The sequence below is a fragment of the Streptomyces physcomitrii genome, assembly GCF_012273655.1.
Taxonomy (GTDB): Bacteria; Actinomycetota; Actinomycetes; order Streptomycetales; family Streptomycetaceae; genus Streptomyces; species Streptomyces physcomitrii.
Genome location: NZ_JAAWWP010000022.1, coordinates 1 through 19,215, shown reverse-complemented (window position 1 = coordinate 19,215; position 19,215 = coordinate 1). Strand labels below are relative to the sequence as shown.

Genomic DNA, 19,215 nt, shown 5'->3' with positions numbered 1-19,215 from the left:
TGATCCTTCCGCCACATCCGGGAAACAGCCCGGAAACCGCCACTACACTGAGCGGCATCAACGCGTCAGGCCCACAGCGTCGTGCGTCTTCCACGCGGCATCCCTCCACCGCCTGCGGCCCTCGGGACGGCCGCCAAGCAATGGACTTGTGAGGACTCACGTGAGCTCGAACACCGCTGCCAAGCCTGTGGTACTCATCGCCGAGGAGCTGTCGCCCGCCACCGTCGACGCCCTCGGCCCGGACTTCGAGATCCGGCACTGCAACGGCGCCGACCGCGCGGAACTGCTGCCCGCCATCGCCGAGGTCGACGCCATCCTGATCCGCTCCGCCACCAAGGTGGACGCCGAGGCGGTGGCCGCCGCGAAGCGCCTCAAGGTGGTCGCCCGGGCCGGAGTCGGCCTGGACAACGTCGACGTCTCCGCCGCCACCAAGGCCGGCGTGATGGTCGTCAACGCCCCCACCTCCAATATCGTCACCGCCGCCGAGCTGGCCTGCGGACTGCTGCTCGCCACCGCGCGCAACATCCCGCAGGCCAACGCCGCGCTCAAGAACGGCGAGTGGAAGCGCTCCAAGTACACCGGCGTCGAGCTGGCCGAGAAGACCCTCGGCGTCGTCGGCCTCGGCCGCATCGGCGCCCTGGTCGCCCAGCGGATGTCCGCCTTCGGCATGAAGGTCGTCGCCTACGACCCCTACGTACAGCCCGCGCGGGCCGCGCAGATGGGCGTGAAGGTCCTCTCCCTCGACGAGCTGCTCCAGGTCTCGGACTTCATCACCGTGCACCTGCCGAAGACCCCCGAGACCCTCGGCCTGATCGGCGACGAGGCGCTGCGCAAGGTCAAGCCCAGCGTGCGGATCGTCAACGCCGCGCGCGGCGGGATCGTCGACGAGGAGGCGCTGTACTCGGCCGTCAAGGAGGGCCGCGTCGCGGGCGCCGGACTCGACGTCTACGCCAAGGAGCCCTGCACCGACTCCCCGCTCTTCGAGTTCGACCAGGTCGTCGCCACCCCGCACCTCGGCGCCTCCACCGACGAGGCCCAGGAGAAGGCCGGTATCGCGGTCGCCCGCTCGGTGCGGCTCGCCCTCGCCGGTGAGCTCGTCCCCGACGCGGTCAACGTCCAGGGCGGCGTCATCGCCGAGGACGTACGCCCCGGCCTGCCGCTCGCCGAGAAGCTCGGCCGGATCTTCACCGCCCTCGCGGGCGAGGTCGCCGCCCGCCTCGATGTCGAGGTCTACGGCGAGATCACCCAGCACGACGTCAAGGTCCTCGAACTCTCCGCGCTCAAGGGCGTGTTCGAGGACGTGGTCGACGAGACCGTCTCGTACGTCAACGCCCCGCTCTTCGCCCAGGAGCGCGGCGTCGAGGTGCGCCTGACCACCAGCAGCGAGTCCCCGGACCACCGCAACCTGGTCACCGTGCGCGGCACCCTCTCCGGCGGCGAGGAGATCTCGGTCTCCGGCACCCTGGCCGGGCCCAAGCACCTGCAGAAGATCGTCGCCGTCGGCGAGCACGACATCGACCTGGCGCTCGCCGACCACATGGCCGTCCTGCGCTACGCCGACCGCCCCGGCGTCGTCGGCACCGTCGGCCGCATCCTCGGTGAGTCCGGCATCAACATCGCCGGCATGCAGGTCTCCCGCGCCAAGGCGGGCGGTGAGGCCCTCGCCGTCCTCTCGGTGGACGACACCGTGCCGCCCGCCGTGCTCGCCGAGGTGGCCGAGGAGATCGGCGCGACCTCGGTCCGCGCGGTCAACCTCGGGGACTGAGCGACCGGAAGCACACCTCGCGCCTCGACTCCCGTACCGCGTAGGGCAGTTGTCCGGCCGAGAAGGGGAAGGGCCCGGACCGCCGATGCTCGGCGGGGCCGGGTCCTTCGCCGTTCACCCGTGAATCCGGCCGCCGGGAACGGGAGTCGGAGTGTGCCCGCCGCCCCGGGCGGCGGCCGTGTGCGCCCCGAGACGGGACCCGCCCTCACCGCCGCCGCTCACAACCGCGCCGCCTTCAGCGCCATGTGCAGCAGCAGCCGGTCCTCGCCGTCGTCCAGGTCGAGGCCGGTGAGCTTCTCCACCCGGGAGAGGCGGTAGTAGAGGGTCTGGCGGTGGATGCCGAGGGCCGCCGCGGTACGGCCCGCCTGGCCCGCGTGGTCGAGGAACTCCTCGGCGGTACGGGCCAGTTCGCGGTGGGCCCCGGTCAGCAGCGGGGCGGCCGAGGGGTCCCGGCCGGCCTCGGCGGGCAGCGCGGACAGCAGCCGCCAGGGCCCGATGGCGGACCAGTCGGCGACCGGGCCGCGCCCCGGCTCGGCGAGCACCGCCCGGGCCGCCGCCCGCGCCTCGTGCCAGGCCCGGCCCAGCTCCGCCAGCCCCTCCCGGGCCACCGAGAGCCCGGCCGCCACTCCGCCGCCCGGCGCCGAACTCCCGTCCGCGCCCGCCGTGTTCGCCGCCGCGCCCGCCTCCGCCATCGCGCTCAGTCGTTCGGCCGCCGCGCGGGCGGGGGTGTCCACCTCGCGGCTGCGCAGGCGGACCAGTACGGCGAGGGCCTGGTGGTCGGTGCCCCAGGGGACCGTGCACCGCGCCTCGACGCCGGGGGCCGCCGCGGGGGCGGACTCGGCGGTGGTGGGCCAGGGGGCCACGCAGACCAGGGTGTGCGGGCCCTCCGCGCGGGTGCCGAGGGCGGAGCGCAGGGCGGTGAGGGCCGCCTCCCGCTGCCAGCCGGGCTCCGCGGTGAGCGCGGCGCGGAACTCGCGGCTGAGGTCGGCCCCGGCCCGGGCCTCGTCCGCGAGGAGCGCCCCGATGCGGACCGTCACCTCCATGGCCGCGGCCAGCTGGGCGTCGGTGGGGCCGGGCTCGTCGTCGATCAGCCAGACGTAGCCGAGGACGGTGCCCTGGTGGCGTACCGGCAGGCAGATCCGGCCGCGCCGCACCCCGGCCGCCGGACTGGCCGGAATGCGTACCGGACCCTTCGCCCGGGTGATGCCGAAGCCCTCGAACCAGTCCTGCACCGCCCTGGTGGAGCGGCGGGTCAGGATCGAGCGGGTGCGCACCGGGTCCATCGCGCTGTCCTCGCTGTCGTGCGCGCCGAAGGCGATCAGCTGGAAATGGCGGTCCTCAAGCGTCGCCGGGGCGCCGAGCAGCGCGGAGATCTCATCGACCGGTTCCTGGTAGTCGCCCTTCACACCGCCATTCTGCGCCACCCGCCCGGCCGCGTCATACAGATGTCTGAGATCCGGGCCACGGAGGCGTGACACCTGTCGATGGCGCCGGATCGGAGGGATCCTTAGGTTTCACGGAGGTTCTCCAAGCCGTCACCGGTCCGCGCGATCCGCGCCGGAACGGCCGAATATCAGCGACATGTACCGCAGGTACTGCCTCACCGTGGAGGTGCCCCGTGCTGGGTCCCGTGATCCTCGCCGCCTCGCGCAGCGAGCAGCTGCGCCGCATCGTCTCCGCCGCGCCGGTGACGAAGCCGGTCGTCACCCGCTTCATCGCCGGTGAGACCTCCGAGGAGACCCTGCCGGTCGTCAAGGACCTCGCGGACCGCGGCCTGGAGGTCACGCTCGACGTCCTCGGCGAGGACGTCACCGACCCCGCCGAGGCACTGCGCGCCCGCGACGCCTACCTCGGCCTCGTCGAGGCGCTGCGCCCGCTGGGGCTCGGCACCCGCGCCGAGATGTCCATCAAGCTCTCCTCCTTCGGGCAGGCGCTGCCGGGCGGCCACGACCTCGCCCTGAAGAACGCCACCGCCGTCGTCGAGGCCGCCGCCGAGATCGGCACCACGGTCACCCTCGACATGGAGGACCACACCACGGTCGACTCCACCCTCGCCATCCACGCCGAGCTGCGCCGCCGCTTCCCCGAGACCGGCGCCGTCGTGCAGTCCTACCTCTTCCGTACCGAGGACGACTGCCGCGACCTCGCCGCGGCCGGCTCCCGGGTCCGGCTCGTCAAGGGCGCCTACAAGGAGCCCGCCTCCGTCGCCCACCAGGACAAGCACCAGGTCGACCTCGCCTATGTGCGCTGCCTGAACATCCTGATGGCGGGCACCGGCTACCCGATGATCGGCTCCCACGACCCGCGCCTGATCGCCGTCACCCAGGAGCTGGCGCTGCGCCACGGCCGCGCCCTGGACGCCTACGAGTTCCAGATGCTCTACGGCATCCGCACCGAGGAGCAGCACCGCCTCGCCGCCGAGGGCCACCGGATGCGTGTCTACACGGCCTACGGCACCGACTGGTACGGATACTTCATGCGCCGCCTCGCCGAGCGTCCCGCCAACCTCGCCTTCTTCCTGCGCTCCCTCGTCACCAAGGGGTGAGTCAGTGAGTCGTACGTCCGCCACCATCCGAGGCTGAACGCCCGTCCGCCGCCCCACCCCCCGTACCACCAAGGGGCACCCAACCCAAGGAGATTCGGCAGTCATGGACGCCCTGACCCAGGTCCCCGCCCCGGTCAACGAGCCGGTGCTCGGCTACGCCCCCGGTTCCCCGGAGCGTGCCCGCCTCGAAGCCAAGCTCAAGGAGCTGGCCGAGAACCCGATCGACCTCCCGATGACCATCGGCGGCGAGAAGCGGCTGGGCGGCGGCAGCGCCTTCCAGGTGGTGCAGCCGCACGACCACAAGTCCGTGCTCGGCACCTACCGCAACGCCACCCAGGACGACGCGCGGGCCGCCATCGACGCCGCCCTGGCCGCGGCCCCCGCCTGGCGCGACCTGCCCTTCGACGCCCGCGCCGCGATCTTCCTGCGCGCCGCCGAGCTGCTGTCCGGCCCCTGGCGCGAGACCATCGCGGCCTCCACCATGCTCGGCCAGTCCAAGACCGCGCAGCAGGCCGAGATCGACAGCCCCTGTGAGCTGATCGACTTCTGGCGCTTCAACGTCAAGTACGCCCGCGACCTGCTCGCCGAGCAGCCGGTGGCGAACTCGACCGGCGTCTGGAACCGTCTGGACCACCGCCCGCTCGAAGGCTTCGTCTACGCGATCACGCCGTTCAACTTCACCGCCATCGCGGGCAATCTGCCCACCGCCCCGGCGCTGATGGGCAACGTCGTGGTCTGGAAGCCCTCCCCGACGCAGACCCACGCGGCCGTGCTCCTGATGCGCCTCCTGGAGGAGGCCGGGCTGCCCGCCGGTGTGATCAACCTGGTCACCGGCGACGGCATCGAGGTCTCCGAGGTCGCCCTGGAGCACCGGGACCTCGCGGGCATCCACTTCACCGGCTCGACCAAGACCTTCCAGTACCTGTGGAAGACGGTCGGCAACAACATCGAGAAGTACCGCTCCTACCCGCGCATCGTCGGCGAGACCGGCGGCAAGGACTTCGTCGTCGCCCACCCGAGCGCCGACCGCGCGGTCCTCAAGACGGCGCTGACCCGCGGCGCCTTCGAGTACCAGGGCCAGAAGTGCTCGGCCACCTCGCGCGCGTACATCCCGGCCTCGATCTGGAACTCCGGCTTCAAGGAGGAGTTCGCGGCCGAGGTCGACGGCATCGCCATGGGCAGCGTCACCGACCTGACCAACTTCATCGGCGCCGTGATCGACGAGCGCTCCTTCGCCAAGAACAAGGCGGCCATCGACCGCGCCAAGGCGGACGAGTCCTGCACCGTCGTCGCGGGCGGCACCTACGACGACTCGGTGGGCTACTTCGTGCGCCCGACCGTCGTCGAGTGCAGCGACCCGGCCAACGAGGTCTTCACCACCGAGTACTTCGGCCCCTTCCTCGCCGTGCACGTCTACGAGGACGAGAAGTACGAGGAGATGCTGGCGCAGATGGAGTCCGTCTCGGCGTACGCGCTGACCGGTTCCGTCATCGCCCAGGACCGTGCCGCCGCCGTGGACGCCGCCCACAAGCTGCGCTTCGCGGCCGGCAACTTCTACATCAACGACAAGTCGACCGGCGCCGTGGTCGGCCAGCAGCCCTTCGGCGGCGGCCGCGCCTCCGGCACCAACGACAAGGCGGGCGCCCCGCAGAACCTCCAGCGCTGGACCCTGACCCGGTCCATCAAGGAGGCGCTCGTCCCGCCGACGGAGTACGGCTACCCGCACATGGGCTGACCCTCTCCCGGCGGGGGCGGGCGAACCCCGCCGGGCGTCCCCCCGGCGCCCGGTGACCACCACCTCGCCCGTCCCCGCCCCCCGGCCGTGTCCCGACACGGCCCAGGACCGGCACTCCCTCCGCGGCCGGTCCCGCCCGCGCCCCCGGCCCCACCCCGGCCGGGGGCGCGTCGGCGTCCGCGCACCCTCGCGCCCGCCCGGCACGCGAGCGCGCGAACCCGCACCCGCCCGAGCGTGCGCACGGGTACGCGCCCGAGCCCGCCCCGTACGCGCCCGAGCCCGCCCGCCCCCACTGCCCGTACGCGCGCCCCCCGTTCGCGCGCACGGGCCGCGGGTCAGCAGGTCAGCCAGGTACGGGCCGCCCTCAGCCGGTGGCGCGGACCAGCATCTTCCCGGTGTTCTCGCCGCGCAGCATGCCGAGGAAGGCGGCCACGATGTGCTCGAAGCCGTCCACCACGGTCTCGTCCGGGACCAGGCGCCCGCTGCGCAGATGCGGCAGCGCGAAGTCGTACAACTCCTCCTGCGCGTCGAGATGGTTGCGCACCAGCACGCCCTCCAGGCGCAGGCTCTTGCCGACCACCGAGTAGAGGTTGCGCGGCGCGGGCGGCGGGGAGGCGAGGTGGTGGTACTGCCCCACCGCGCCGACCCAGGCGATCCGGCCGTGCTCGCGCAGCCGGGCGATGGCGCCTTCGAGGTGGTCCCCGCCGACGTTCTCCACGGCGACGTCCAGGCCCTCGGGCGCGGCCTCGCCGAGGAGTTCGGCCACCGGTCCCTCGTGGTAGTCGAAGGCCGCGTCGAAGCCGAGCGAGGAGGTCAGCCGGGCCGCCTTCGCCGCCGAGCCCGCGCTGCCGACCAGGGTGCGCGCGCCGAGCAGCCGCGCGAAGCGCCCGGCCGCCGAGCCCACTCCGCCCGCCGCGGAGGAGATGAACACGTCCTCGCCGGGCCGCAGCCGCGCGGTCCTGGTCAGGGCGACGTACGCGGTCAGGCCGGTGCCGCCGAGGACGCTGAGGAAGGCGGAGAGCGGTACGCCCGGCAGGGACCCGCCGCCGGGAAGCCGCCGGGTCTCCTCGGGACCGACCACCGCGTGGGTGCGCCAGCCCTTGCGGTGGAAGACCACCTCGCCCTCGGGGAGCGCCTCGGTGCGCGAGGCGATCACGCGCCCGAGCGCGCGCCCTTCGAGCGGCGTGTGCAGGGCGAAGGCGCCGTCCATCATCTCCCGGTGGTACGGGTCCACCGACCACCAGAGGTTCTCCACCAGGGCGGTGCCGGGCTCCGGCGCCGGTACCGGCGATTCGACGAGGCGGAACTGCTCCGCGGTGGGGAAGCCCTCGGGGCGGGCGATCTGGTGCACGGTGCGTGCGATCTCGGTCATGCCGGAGACCGTAGGAAGGAATGCGGGCGGTGGGCAGAGCGTTCGGCTCATGCGACGGGCCGGTCCATGAGGCCCCTTCATAGACGCAGGTGGTGGGCGTGTGGCCGGGACCGATCTCGCTCCGCAGGAGCTGCGGGTGATCGTCGCCGTGGAGCGCGAGGGCGGCTTCACCGCCGCCGCGGCGGCGCTCGGCACCACCCAGTCCGCCGTCTCGCACGCCGTGCGCGCCGTCGAACGCAAGCTGGGCGCCGTCCTGTTCACCCGGGGCCGGGCGGGCGCCGCCCCCACCCCGGCCGGTGCCAAGGCAGCCGCCCACGCCCGCCGCGCCCTGCGCCTCCTGGACACCCTCGCCGCCGAGGTGCGCGGCACCGGCGCGGGACGCGGCGGCGCCGACACCACCACCGGGGTGCTGCGGATCGCCGCCTTCCGCAGCGCCGCCCTGCACCTGCTGCCGCCCGCCCTGGAGCGCCTGCGGGCCCGGCACCCGGCGATCGAGCCGCGGGTGCGGGTGATCCGCGAGCTCGGCCCCGGCACCGCGGGCGAGGTGGCCGCCGGCCGTGCGGACCTCGCGCTCGCCACCCTGGACGGCGGGCGGCCCCCGGCCGGTCTGACCGGCGCCGCCCTCTTCGAGGAGCCCTACGCCCTGGTGCACCCCGCGGACCACCCCGAGCCGCGCTCGCTGCCGCTGGTCGACTGGCACGAGAACTGCGGCGCCGTCACCCGCGACTGGTGGCGCGGCCAGGACTGGCTGCCCTCGGCGACCGTGGAGGCCGAGGACGACGGCACGGTCCTCTCGCTGGTCGGCGCCGGGCACGGCATGGCGGTGATGCCCGCGCTCTCGCTGACCTCGGCGCCGGAGTCGGTCACCGTCGTCCGGCTCGGCCCCCGCCCGCCGACCCGCGCCATCGGCTATGTGACCACCCCCGAACTCGCCCGCTCGCTCGCGGTCCGCGCGCTGATCCGGGAGCTGCGGGCGCAGCAGGGGCCGCGCTGAGGCGGGGGCGCGAGGGGCCGCCGGGGGCCGGAAGCGGAGGGCGGGCCGGTCTGCAGGGCCGTTCGGGGAGGCCTGCGTCACATCGGGGAACGGGCGGGAAAGCCCCGGTCAGCGGCCCGGAGCGGAGGGCGCGGAAAACTCGCTGTCTCAGATAGTAGGAAGTCCGACTAACTGTGGAGACAGCGACGGTCGAACGCTCTAGCTTTGTAGGAAGCCGAACGTCTCGCTCGACCAAGCGAAGGCGGAGCCGAACCCGGCGCCCCGCGCAGGTGACCCCTGCGGCGCGAGTTCCCCGCCCATCCGGCGTCTCGTAAGGACATCCGCTCCCGTGTGCTTTCTAGGAGTTGAACTCTCATGGCCGAGACGACCGCCCGCCGAGTCCGCCGTGCCCCCCGCACGACAGCTACCGAGCGCAAGAACGCCGCCGCCGCCCTCCAGCGCGCCCTCGACCGCCGCGACAACGGCGGCGACTGGGGCCACTCCACCCACCCGTAAGCGGGCCGTTCCACCGGTGGGTTGACCGCCTGCCACCGGTAACTTCCGCCCCCTGTACGGTCCTTGGACGGCCGCGGTGTGCAAGGACCGTACGGAGGGCGCCAGATCGCGTCCGGAACGATTCGTCTGCTCGTGAGGCGCGATATCCGCATGGAGGACACCTCGGAGACCGTCGTCAGGGGCGAGGCCACCTCGCTCGTCCCCGCCGCGGAGGCGCACCTCCCGCTGCTCGCCGGGTGGTTCGCCGACCCCGCGTTCGTCCGCGACTGGGGCGGACAGCCGCTCACCCGCGAGGAAGTGGCCGCCAAGTACATCGGACGGCGGCGTCCTGCGGTGGTCTCGCTCCTGGTCCTCGACGGCGTCGAGCCCGTGGGGTACGCCCAGTACGTCACCGCCGGTCCGCACGAGGGCGGCATCGACATGGTGCTGCTGCCCCGCGCGCAGGGCCGGGGCCTCGGCCCCGACGCCGCCCGCGCCCTGGTCGGGCACCTGCGCACCGCCCTGGGGTGGACCCGGGTGACCGTCGACCCCGAGGCCGCCAACCACCGGGCCGTCAGGGCGTGGAGCAAGGCGGGCTTCCGCCCGGTCGGCCCGCGGGGCAGCCAGTTGCTGATGGAGTGCGGGCCCGCGCCCGGCGGTCCATCACGAGCAGCCCCCGAAAGCTCTTCTCCCTCCTAGCCCCTCCCGCGCGCGATCTCGAAGTGGTCGATGCGCTCCCCGCTCGCGGCGAGGGCCGAGACCTTCATCCGGGGCGCGGCGCCGGCCTCCACCTCCACCGCGAGGAAGGAGAAGCCGGTGTAGCGCACCCGGGACCACTCCACCCGGTCCGGGTCCGGCAGCCGTGCCTTCGTCCAGTGGAAGGTGAGCACCGACTCGCGGTCGCGGACCCGGCCCTCGTAGCTGTCCTCGACGCCCGCCGGGAAGCCGTACAGGTCCTTGCCCGCGCCGCCCGCGGTCACATGGACGATGCCGTCGCGGGTGGGGTCGGTGGTGCCGCCGACCGGCAGCCGCCGGCCGATCTCGCCCTCGCCCCTGAGGGCGTCGGTGCGTTCGTAGACGTGGTTGTGGCCGTTGACCACCAGGTCCACCTGGTGCCGCTGGAACAGCGGCAGCCAGGCCGCGCGCACCCCGCCGTCCGAGCCGTGGGTGGACGTCGAGTACATGCAGTGGTGGAAGAAGACCACCAGGAAGTCGATGTCCTCGCGCGCCCGCAGCTCCCCGAGCCGCTCGTCCAGCCAGCCGGTCTGACGGCCGTCCAGATAGCCCCTGTTGGCCGGGATCTCGTACGAGACGTCGTTGGCGTCCAGGGCGATCACCCCGACGTTGCCGTAGACGAAGGAGTACACCCCCGGCGCCTTCTTCGCGTCCGGGCCGTTCTCCGGCAGCGACCAGCGGGCCGACTGGCCGCCGTAGCCCTCGGGGGAGTACCAGGCCTCCATGTCGTGGTTGCCGGTGGTCACCATCCAGGGCACCGACTTCGCCACCGACTCGGTCTGCGCGAGGAAGGTGTCCCAGACCCGCGCGTCGTAGGTGTCGCTCTCCTTGCCCTTGCCGCTGCTGTCCGCGTAGCAGAGGTCGCCCGCGTGGAGGTGGAAGGAGGGGTTCTGGCCGAGGATCAGCTGGTCGTTCGCCAGGGCGTCGTACCCCACGCCCTGGTCGCCGAAGGCGGTGAAGACGAAGCGCTCCGGCCGGGCGGGCGCGGTCCGGAAGGAGCCGAGCGTGGCCAGCCGCTCCGGGGCGGCCGGGTCGAAGCCCTCGTGGCCGACGCCGTAGTAGTACGTGGTCCCGGGCCGCAGCCCGTCGAGCGCCGCGTGCAGATAGAGCTGTTCGACCGCGGGCAGCTTCGCGGAGAGCGCGGGCGTGTGCAGGGCGCGCACCTCGGCGGGGATCTTCCGGCTCAGCTCCCAGGGCTTCAGCCCGACCCGCAGGAAGGGCGCGCGCACCGGGAGGGGCACCTGCCAGGAGACCCGCATCTGGGTACGGGGGTCGGCCCCGAAGGCGAGATGGCGGCCGAAGGGCGCCACCACCGAGCCGTCCACCCGGACCGCCGACCGCGCGGGCGCCGCCGCCGGGCGCTGCCCGCCGTAGGCCGCGCCCGAGCCGCCCGCGAGGAAGCCGGTGCCGCCCGCGACCGCGGCGGTGGCGCCGGACGCCAGCACCGTGCGGCGGGCGAACTTCCGCCGCAGGTAGGCGTGCTGCTCCGGCATGCTCATCTGGCGGGCGAGCCGCTCCGGGATGCCGACGTCGGGGGTGTCCATGACCAGCAGGCTGGCAGCGGCGGCCGTACGGCGGGCCGACTCCAGGTGAACCCGCCGGGTCGCGGACCTGACGGGGTCACCCGGAGCGGGACCGGTCCCGGCAGCCCTCAACACCCGCCCGGCGTCCGCATCGTGGATGGTGTGTGTCATCCCCTAAGACGGAGAGTACGGTGACCGCATGTCGCGCACTCTCGATCTCGCAGTGATCCCCGGTGACGGTATCGGCCAGGAGGTCGTCGCCCAGGGGCTGAAGGTCCTTCAGGCCGTACTCCCCGGTGAGGTGAAACTCGAGACCCGGGAGTACGACCTCGGTGCCCGCCGCTGGCACCGCACCGGGGAGACCCTGCCCGACACCGAGCTGGCCGAGCTGGCCGAGCACGACGCGATCCTGCTCGGCGCCATCGGCGACCCGACCGTGCCCTCCGGTGTCCTGGAGCGCGGGCTGCTGCTCAGACTGCGGTTCGCCTTCGACCACTTCGTCAATCTGCGGCCCAGCAGGCTCTACCCGAACACCACCGGTCCGCTCGCCGGGAACCCGGAGATCGACTTCGTGGTGGTCCGCGAGGGCACCGAGGGCCCGTACACCGGAAACGGCGGCTCGCTGCGCACCGGCACCCCCGCCGAGGTGGCCACCGAGGTCAGCCTCAACACCGCCTACGGTGTCGAGCGCGTGGTCCGGGACGCCTTCGCCCGCGCCCAGGCCCGCCCGCGCAGGAAGCTCACCCTGGTCCACAAGACCAACGTCCTGGTGCACGCGGGCGGTCTGTGGAAGTCCACCTTCGACAAGGTGGCCGCCGAGTACCCCGAGGTCACCACCGACTATCTGCACGTCGACGCCGCCACCATCTTCTTCGTCACCCAGCCCGAGCGCTTCGACGTGATCGTCACCGACAACCTCTTCGGCGACATCCTCACCGACCTCGCCGCGGCCGTCACCGGCGGCATCGGCCTCGCCGCCTCCGGCAACATCAACCCCACCGGCGCCTTCCCCTCGATGTTCGAGCCGGTGCACGGCTCCGCCCCGGACATCGCGGGCCAGGGCAAGGCCGACCCGACGGCGACCGTGCTCTCCGTCGCCCTGCTGCTGCGCCACCTCGGCCACGACACCGAGGCCGCGCGCATCGAGGAGGCGGTCACCGCCGACCTCGCCGCACGCGACGGCAGCCCCCGCACCACCGAGCAGATCGGCGCCGCGCTCGCGGCCCGGGTAACCGCCTGACCGGCGGAAGAACACCTCCCCGGGACGCTCCCGGGGACGCAGGTCCGAGGAGAGCCGCCGGGGCGGGACAAGGCCCGGCGGCTTTCCGTATGTTCCGCCGGGTGCCACCATCGGAACCCGGACCGGCTCCACGCCGTCTTCACCACGGACACCCTCGCGCGATAATCGGACGTGAGACCGCGGTATGAGGAGAAGCTCGGACGTCCTGGCAGTGACAGCGGGCGTGCGGCGCGGTCCGCCTGGACGACTGTGAAGGACGCACTCAGATGACGACGACGATCGAGCTGAAGCCCTCCGCCCATCCGCTGCCGGATGCCGAGCGCGAGGCCATCCTGGCGAACCCCGGATTCGGCCGCCACTTCACCGACCACATGGTGTCGGTGCGCTGGACAGAGGGCCGCGGCTGGCACGACGCCGAGCTCGTCCCGTACGCGCCGCTGTCGGTGGACCCGGCCAATATGACGCTGCACTACGCGCAGACCATCTTCGAGGGGCTCAAGGCCTACCGCCGCCCCGACGGCACCGTGGCCACCTTCCGCCCGGAGGCCAACGCCGCCCGCTTCCAGACCTCCGCCCGGCGCCTGGCGATGCCGGAGCTGCCCGCGGAGCTGTTCATCGCGGCCTGCGACGAACTGGTCAAGCAGGACAAGGCGTGGGTGCCGGCACACGGGGAGCAGTCGCTGTACCTGCGGCCCTTCATGTTCGCCGCCGAGGTCGGCCTCGGCGTGCGGCCCGCCAACGAGTACCTCTTCCTGGTCATCGCCTCCCCGGCCGGCGCCTACTTCAAGGGCGGTGTGAAGCCGGTCTCGGTGTGGCTCTCCGAGGACTATGTCCGCGCGGTCAAGGGCGGCACCGGCGCCGCCAAGACCGGCGGCAACTACGCGGCCTCGCTCGTCGCCCAGAAGGAGGCCGCGGACAAGGGCTGCGACCAGGTCGTCTGGCTCGACGCGGTGGAGCACCGCTGGGTCGAGGAGATGGGCGGCATGAACCTCTACTTCGTGTACGGGGACCGCATCGTCACCCCCGAGCTGAGCGGCTCGCTGCTGCCCGGCATCACCCGCGACTCGCTGCTCACCCTCGCCCGCGACCTCGGCTGCACCGCCGAGGAGGGCCGCATCTCCACCGAGGACTGGAAGCGGGACACCGAGAACGGCACCCTCACCGAGGTCTTCGCCTGCGGCACCGCCGCGGTCATCACCCCGGTCGGCACCGTCAAGTCCCGCCAGGGCGAGTGGACGCAGGGCGGCGGCGAGCCCGGCGAGGTCACCATGCGGCTCCGCAAGGCCCTGCTCGACCTGCAGAGCGGCGCCGCCGAGGACACCCACGGCTGGATGCACCAGCTCGGCTGAACCGGCACCGGCTCCGGCAGGCGGCCGCCCCCACCCACGGGTGCGGGGCGGCCGCCCGCCGGGTGTCTCCTGGTCATGGACACTAGGACCACATCCTGAGACCGGACGTCACGGAATGCGGACCTTGTGGCAGACTGCCGTTCATGCTCGCTCTGACCATGATTATTGGCAGCAGCGCGCCGGTCCGCAGTGACCGCTGAACCCGAGGACGACACCCGGGCAGCGAACACCGTGCCCCGGACCCGCGCGCAGACCTCTCGCACCCGCGAGGGGTTTTTTCGTTTCCGGACCCAACCGGCCCGAGGCGGAACGCGTGCGGCGACGGGGGCAAGTGGAGCCGGGCAATTCGGAGCCACTCACCGACAGGAGTCAGGCAGCCATGAGTAGTACGGCCCCCGGCGGCGCCCTCCGCGCCGACGACAGCTTCCACGTCTTCGACACCACCCTGCGCGACGGCGCGCAGCGCGAGGGCATCAACCTCACGGTCGCGGACAAGCTGACCATCGCCCGGCACCTGGACGAGTTCGGCGTCGGCTTCATCGAGGGCGGCTGGCCCGGCGCCAACCCCCGGGACACCGAGTTCTTCGCCCGCGCCCGCGAGGAGATCGACTTCCGCCACGCGAAGCTGGTCGCCTTCGGCGCCACCCGCAGGGCCGGGGCCACCGCCGCCGAGGACCCCCAGGTCAAGGCGCTGCTCGCCTCCGGCGCCCCGGTGATCACCCTGGTCGCCAAGTCCCACGACCGGCATGTGGAACTGGCCCTGCGCACCACCCTGGACGAGAACATCGCCATGGTCCGGGACACCGTCGCCCACCTGCGCGAGCAGGGCCGCCGGGTCTTCGTGGACTGCGAGCACTTCTTCGACGGCTACCGCGCCAACCCCGGCTACGCCAAGTCCGTGGTCCGCGCCGCCCACGAGGCGGGCGCCGACGTCGTCGTGCTCTGCGACACCAACGGCGGCATGCTGCCCGCCCAGATCCAGGCCACCGTCGCGACCGTCGCCGCCGACACCGGGGCCCGGCTCGGCATCCACGCCCAGGACGACACCGGCTGCGCGGTCGCCAACACCCTGGCCGCGGTGGACGCCGGGGCCACCCACGTCCAGTGCACCGCCAACGGCTACGGCGAGCGGGTCGGCAACGCCAACCTCTTCCCGGTGGTCGCCGCCCTGGAGCTGAAGTACGGCAAGCGGGTCCTCCCCGAGGGCGCCCTGCGCGAGATGACCCGGATCTCGCACGCCATCGCCGAGGTCGTGAACCTCACCCCCTCCACCCACGAGCCCTACGTCGGGGTCTCCGCCTTCGCGCACAAGGCCGGTCTGCACGCCTCCGCGATCAAGGTCGACCCGGACCTGTACCAGCACATCGACCCCGAGCGGGTCGGCAACCGGCTGCGGATGCTGGTCTCCGACATGGCCGGCCGCGCCTCCATCGAGCTGAAGGGCCGCGAGCTCGGCATCGAGATCGGCCACGACCGCGAACTGGTCGGCCGGGTCGTCGAGCGGGTCAAGGAACGCGAGCTGGCCGGCTACTCCTACGAGGCCGCCGACGCCTCCTTCGAACTGCTGCTGCGCGCCGAGGCCGAGGGCCGGGCCCGCCGCTACTTCCGTACCGAGTCCTGGCGGGCCATCGTCGAGGACCGCCCGGACGGCAGCCACGCCAACGAGGCGACCGTGAAGGTCTGGGCCAAGGGCGAGCGCATCGTCGCCACCGCCGAGGGCAACGGCCCGGTCAACGCCCTCGACCGCGCCCTGCGGGTCGCCCTGGAGCGCCTGTACCCGCAGCTCGCCAAGCTCGAACTCGTCGACTACAAGGTCCGCATCCTGGAGGGCGTGCACGGCACCGAGTCCACCACCCGGGTGCTGATCTCCACCGGCGACGGCACCGGCGAGTGGTCCACGGTCGGCGTCGCCGACAACGTCATCGCCGCCTCCTGGCAGGCCCTGGAGGACGCCTACACCTACGGGCTGCTGCGCGCCGGGGTCGAGCCCACCGACTGAGCCCGGCGCCCGGCGGCCCGCCGCTGCCGCCGCGCGGCCGGACGGGGCGCGAGCGCGCCGGTGCCGCCCCGCCGCTCCTGCTCGCCGAGCGCGGGCGGCGCGGCCCCTTGCGCACCGGACCAGGTGAAGGTCGCCGAGGTACGGCCCGGCAGGGTGTACGTGGCGTGCGCGCCGCCCCAGTCCAGGGTGACCGTCCGGGGCCGCCGGGACTCGTTGTAGGCGATCAGCGCCTTGGAGCCGTCCGGATTGCGCCAGGCCACGTTCGGCACCGCCTCGCTCGCGGTGGAGGCGATGCGCCGGGCGCCGGGCCGGACGAACTTCGTCAGGTGGCCCATCGTGTAGAACTCCACGGTGTACTCGACCCTGCCGGGCTGCCCGTCGCCGTGGTGCACCGTGACCAGGCCGGTGCAGACCCCGCAGCCGCCGCTGTGCGGGCCCTGGTCCTGGTCGAGGGCGAGCGACCACTTGGTGACCGAGCGCGCCCAGTTGCGGGAGTAGTCGATGATGTCGTGCATATCGGCGCTCTGCTGGTCCTCGACCCAGTCACCGCCGGAGTGCTCGGTGCCGAAGGCGGGCAGCCCCGGATAGCGGCTGTGGGTGCGCTGCTGCCGGTCGATGCCGCTGCCGTAGCCGTGCCAGGCCACCCCGCCGAAATTGGGGTGGCGGCGCACCTCGGGGTCGTCCACGGTCGGGGCCCCGTACTTCTGGTAGGTGTTCCAGTTCCAGTCGTGGGCGAGCACCTTGGTGGAGAGCCCGGCGGCCTTCAGGCGGGGCAGCAGCTCCTCTTTGGTGAAGTAGTGCAGCGAGGTGCCGGACCAGCTCATCGAGGGGTACCCGGCGCAGCAGGTGGGCTCGTTCTGCACGGTGACATAGCGCACCGGGATGCCCTGGTCCCGGTAGCCCCGCAGATACTTCACGAAGTAGCGCGCGTAGGTGCCGTAGTAGCGGGCGTTCAGCCAGCCGCCGCGCAGCCTGCCGCTGTCCTTCATCCAGCCGGGCGCCGACCAGGGCGAGGCCATGACGGTCAGCTCCGGGTTGAGCCGCAGCGCCTGCCGGGTCAGCGGGACCACATCGGCGAGATCGTGCCGCAGCGAGAAGCCGGAGAGATCCGGATCGCTCTTCCCCTCGGGCAGATCGTCGTACGAGTACGGATAGCGGGCGAGGTCGGAGGCGCCCATCGGATTGCGCAGGAAGGACAGGCCGATGCCGTCCTCGGGGGAGAAGAGCCGGCGCATGACCTTCTCGCGGGTGGCCCGGGGCAGCGCGCCGCTGGAGTTGAGCAGCCAGGCGGCGGAGTCGGTGAAGGAGGCGCCGCCGCCGGTGAAGGGCTGGAAGCGGCTGTGCTCGTCGACGCCGAGCCGCACCCCGGGGCCGCCGGTGCCCTCCCGGAAGACGAAGGGCCGCTGCTTCTCCAGGCCGCGCACCACGTGCCGCCCGCCCTTGTCGTCGGTGGTGGTCAGCCAGACCGTCACCGGTTCGCCGACCGCCCGGGGCACCCCGTGCTCCGAGGCGGTCAGCGCCCCGCCCAGCGCGAGCAGCACGAGCAGGGCGGCGGCGAGGGCACGCGGGCGGCGCCCGCGGCGGGGAAGCGTCATGGCGGGGCGCCGCCCTTCTGGGGTGGGGGAGTGGGGCGCGTCCGAGCCGAGAGTAAACGGCCAATTCGCAGCTGCGTCAAGGGCTTTGATGGTCGCCCTGGCTGGTCTTGGAGGGTTCCCCTCGACTTCGGCCTGCGAGGATGTCCGGATCCGATGCCCTGTCTCCGGCGCTTGTGTTGCGCGGAGTTAACAATCGCGATCGGGCAAGCCCGCAGGGTTTCGCGGAGGTTGCGGGTTCCGTCGCGCCCAGTCTCGCAGCCGGGGCGTCCGCGCCGGGCAGGGGGCCCGGGCCGGTCGCGCCGCCGGGTGCGCCACCGCCGGGTCACCCGGACGGATCTCCCTGTAGTCGGATGTCCGTATCCATGATATTTCGGGTAGCTTCGAGGTATGAGGGCTGCGCTGTTCCGAGACCTTCGCCGGATGCTCTTCCTCGCCGTGTTCGCGGCGCTGGCACTGCTCACGGTGACGGTGCCGAGCGCCCAGGCCGACACCGCCGTGGACACCGTGGCCGAGGAGCTCCGGCGGGACCCGGTCTATGTCGACCCCGAGGCCGCCGGGGCCCTCTCCGCCTCCCAGGCCGACGCCCTCTCCGACAAGATCAGGGACGCCGACAAGCCCGTCTTCGTCGCCGTGCTGCCCGCGGGCTACCCCACCGACGGCCTCTTCCGCGATCTGCGCGCCCTCACCGGGACCACCGGCGTGTACGGGATCCGGCTCGGCGACCAGTTCGACGCGCGCGCCGACAGCACGGTGATGAGCAGGCAGGCGGTCGGCAACCTGGTCCAGACGGTGGGCGGCGAGGGCGCGCCCCGGCAGCTGGACACCTTCGTCGGCCAGTCGCTGCGGCAGGCCGAGGGCTCCGCCCCCGCCTCCTGGAGCAACGGCGGCCGGGTCGACCGCTCCGGGGACGGGAACGGCGTGCACACCGGCACCCTGATCGCGGTCGGCGGTGTCCTGGTGGCCGGCGGCGCGGGCGCCTACGCGCTGATGCGCCGGGGCCGGCGGCGCCGGGAGGAGGAGCAGCGGGCCGCCCTGGAGAAGCTGCGGGTCGTCGTCGACGAGGACATCACCGCCTACGGCGAGACCCTGGACCGGCTCGACTTCCGTCCCCAGGAGCCCGGCGCCGACGAGGCGATGCGCACCGACTACGAGCACGCCCTCGACGCGTACGACCAGGCCAAGGAGCGGATGGCGGCCGCCCGGCACCCCGACGACGTCCGCGGGGTGACCCGGGCCCTGGAGGACGGCCGCTTCTCGCTCGCCGTCCTGGAGGCCCGGCGCGCGGGCCGGGAGCTGCCCGAGCGCCGCCCGCCCTGCTTCTTCGACCCGCGCCACGGCCCCTCGGCCGCCGATGTCCACTGGCGCCCGGCGGGCGGCGAGCCCCGCGAGGTGCCGGTCTGCGCCGCCGACCGGACCCGGCTCGCCGACGGCGCGGACCCGATGGTGCGCGAGGTCGACACGGCCGCGGGCCGCCGCCCCTACTGGGAGGCGGGCCCGGCCTACGGCCCCTGGGCGGGCGGCTACTTCGGCGGCGGACTGCTGCCCGGGCTGCTCGTCGGCACCATGCTGGGCGGCATGATGTCCACGCCCGGTTACGCCGCGGACTACGGCCACACCGACGGCTTCAGCGACGGCGGCGGCTTCGCCGGGGGCGACTACTCCGGCTCCGACTTCGACCCCGGCGACTTCGGCGGCGGCTTCGGGGGCGGCGGTGACTTCGGCGGCGGCGGCTTCGGCGGGGGCGGGGACTTCGGGGGCGGGTTCTAGGGGGTGTCCGGCGGATCATGTGACCTTCTGACCGGTCGCTCGTTGGTTTGGGCATGGGTCGGGGGGATCTGACGAACCGTGAGTGGTCGTTGCTGGAGCCGCATCTGCCACCTCTGGGTGGC

At 73.2% G+C, this 19,215-nt stretch carries 14 protein-coding genes; 10 read left to right on the top strand and 4 right to left on the bottom strand.

The features are described from left to right. The first annotated feature begins 160 nt into the window (after nucleotides 1-160). Nucleotides 161-1,765, top strand: a complete 1,605-nt coding sequence (serA, locus tag HFV08_RS26820; RefSeq protein ID WP_168543042.1) for a phosphoglycerate dehydrogenase — start codon at nucleotides 161-163, stop codon at nucleotides 1,763-1,765. A gap of 218 nt (nucleotides 1,766-1,983) precedes the next feature. On the opposite strand, the gene HFV08_RS26815 is transcribed toward serA, so the two are convergent. Continuing rightward, nucleotides 1,984-3,171 (bottom strand): PucR family transcriptional regulator, encoded by a 1,188-nt coding sequence (locus HFV08_RS26815; RefSeq protein WP_312885841.1) that lies wholly within the window; start codon nucleotides 3,169-3,171, stop codon nucleotides 1,984-1,986. Between the two features lie 212 nt (nucleotides 3,172-3,383). Here HFV08_RS26815 and HFV08_RS26810 point away from each other — a divergent pair, with 212 nt between their 5' ends. Both HFV08_RS26810 and pruA read left to right on the top strand, forming a co-directional pair. After that, entirely contained in the window at nucleotides 3,384-4,310 is a 927-nt protein-coding gene (locus HFV08_RS26810; RefSeq protein WP_168543040.1) for a proline dehydrogenase family protein, read from the top strand. Between the two features lie 103 nt (nucleotides 4,311-4,413). Further along, complete coding sequence (pruA, locus tag HFV08_RS26805) at nucleotides 4,414-6,045, top strand: L-glutamate gamma-semialdehyde dehydrogenase (protein ID WP_168543039.1); 1,632 nt, start codon at nucleotides 4,414-4,416, stop codon at nucleotides 6,043-6,045. 364 nt (nucleotides 6,046-6,409) lie between these two features. Here pruA and HFV08_RS26800 read toward each other — a convergent pair whose 3' ends face one another. Continuing rightward, a complete protein-coding gene (locus tag HFV08_RS26800; RefSeq protein WP_168543038.1) occupies nucleotides 6,410-7,417 on the bottom strand; it encodes an MDR family NADP-dependent oxidoreductase in 1,008 nt (335 codons plus the stop codon). 100 nt (nucleotides 7,418-7,517) lie between these two features. Here HFV08_RS26800 and HFV08_RS26795 point away from each other — a divergent pair, with 100 nt between their 5' ends. From HFV08_RS26795 to HFV08_RS26785, 3 genes are all read left to right on the top strand, one after another. Further along, entirely contained in the window at nucleotides 7,518-8,411 is an 894-nt protein-coding gene (locus tag HFV08_RS26795) for a LysR family transcriptional regulator (RefSeq protein ID WP_168543037.1), read from the top strand. Nucleotides 8,412-8,765: 354 nt separating this feature from the next. Further along, nucleotides 8,766-8,906, top strand: coding sequence for a hypothetical protein (locus HFV08_RS26790; RefSeq protein ID WP_168543036.1), 141 nt, complete (start codon nucleotides 8,766-8,768; stop codon nucleotides 8,904-8,906). 150 nt (nucleotides 8,907-9,056) lie between these two features. Continuing rightward, the gene (locus HFV08_RS26785; protein WP_168543035.1) at nucleotides 9,057-9,584 is read left to right on the top strand and encodes a GNAT family N-acetyltransferase; all 528 of its coding nucleotides are present in this window, start codon (nucleotides 9,057-9,059) and stop codon (nucleotides 9,582-9,584) included. Here the strand turns inward: HFV08_RS26785 and HFV08_RS26780 are convergent. Beyond that, complete coding sequence (locus HFV08_RS26780; RefSeq protein ID WP_168543034.1) at nucleotides 9,581-11,164, bottom strand: purple acid phosphatase family protein; 1,584 nt, start codon at nucleotides 11,162-11,164, stop codon at nucleotides 9,581-9,583. The two genes, HFV08_RS26785 and HFV08_RS26780, sit on opposite strands and share 4 nt — an antisense overlap. A gap of 178 nt (nucleotides 11,165-11,342) precedes the next feature. Between HFV08_RS26780 and HFV08_RS26775 the strand changes: the two genes are divergently transcribed. The 3 genes from HFV08_RS26775 to cimA all read left to right on the top strand — a co-directional run bounded on the left by HFV08_RS26775 (nucleotide 11,343) and on the right by cimA (nucleotide 15,731). Further along, on the top strand, nucleotides 11,343-12,383 hold the full coding sequence (locus HFV08_RS26775; protein WP_168543033.1) for a 3-isopropylmalate dehydrogenase: 1,041 nt from the start codon (nucleotides 11,343-11,345) through the stop codon (nucleotides 12,381-12,383). Between the two features lie 266 nt (nucleotides 12,384-12,649). Continuing rightward, a complete protein-coding gene (locus HFV08_RS26770) occupies nucleotides 12,650-13,732 on the top strand; it encodes a branched-chain amino acid aminotransferase (RefSeq protein WP_168543032.1) in 1,083 nt (360 codons plus the stop codon). A 379-nt stretch (nucleotides 13,733-14,111) separates the two neighbouring features. Further along, nucleotides 14,112-15,731 carry a citramalate synthase gene (gene cimA, locus HFV08_RS26765; RefSeq protein ID WP_168543031.1) on the top strand — a complete coding sequence of 540 codons (1,620 nt, stop codon included), beginning with the start codon at nucleotides 14,112-14,114 and terminating at the stop codon, nucleotides 15,729-15,731. On the opposite strand, the gene HFV08_RS26760 is transcribed toward cimA, so the two are convergent. Then, entirely contained in the window at nucleotides 15,692-17,326 is a 1,635-nt protein-coding gene (locus HFV08_RS26760; protein ID WP_168543030.1) for a glycoside hydrolase family 30 protein, read from the bottom strand. The two genes, cimA and HFV08_RS26760, sit on opposite strands and share 40 nt — an antisense overlap. A gap of 387 nt (nucleotides 17,327-17,713) precedes the next feature. Here HFV08_RS26760 and HFV08_RS26755 point away from each other — a divergent pair, with 387 nt between their 5' ends. Then, nucleotides 17,714-19,093 carry a hypothetical protein gene (locus HFV08_RS26755; RefSeq protein WP_168543029.1) on the top strand — a complete coding sequence of 460 codons (1,380 nt, stop codon included), beginning with the start codon at nucleotides 17,714-17,716 and terminating at the stop codon, nucleotides 19,091-19,093. Nucleotides 19,094-19,215 lie beyond the last annotated feature (122 nt).

Coding starts and splice junctions, on each gene's coding strand:
- HFV08_RS26775 (WP_168543033.1), top strand. CDS start 11,343: ATGTCGCGCACTCTCGATCTCGCAGTGATCCCCGGTGACGGTATCGGC.
- HFV08_RS26780 (WP_168543034.1), bottom strand. CDS start 11,164: ATGGACACCCCCGACGTCGGCATCCCGGAGCGGCTCGCCCGCCAGATG.
- HFV08_RS26785 (WP_168543035.1), top strand. CDS start 9,057: ATGGAGGACACCTCGGAGACCGTCGTCAGGGGCGAGGCCACCTCGCTC.
- HFV08_RS26800 (WP_168543038.1), bottom strand. CDS start 7,417: ATGACCGAGATCGCACGCACCGTGCACCAGATCGCCCGCCCCGAGGGC.
- cimA (WP_168543031.1), top strand. CDS start 14,112: ATGAGTAGTACGGCCCCCGGCGGCGCCCTCCGCGCCGACGACAGCTTC.
- pruA (WP_168543039.1), top strand. CDS start 4,414: ATGGACGCCCTGACCCAGGTCCCCGCCCCGGTCAACGAGCCGGTGCTC.
- HFV08_RS26760 (WP_168543030.1), bottom strand. CDS start 17,326: ATGACGCTTCCCCGCCGCGGGCGCCGCCCGCGTGCCCTCGCCGCCGCC.
- HFV08_RS26770 (WP_168543032.1), top strand. CDS start 12,650: ATGACGACGACGATCGAGCTGAAGCCCTCCGCCCATCCGCTGCCGGAT.
- HFV08_RS26755 (WP_168543029.1), top strand. CDS start 17,714: ATGAGGGCTGCGCTGTTCCGAGACCTTCGCCGGATGCTCTTCCTCGCC.
- HFV08_RS26790 (WP_168543036.1), top strand. CDS start 8,766: ATGGCCGAGACGACCGCCCGCCGAGTCCGCCGTGCCCCCCGCACGACA.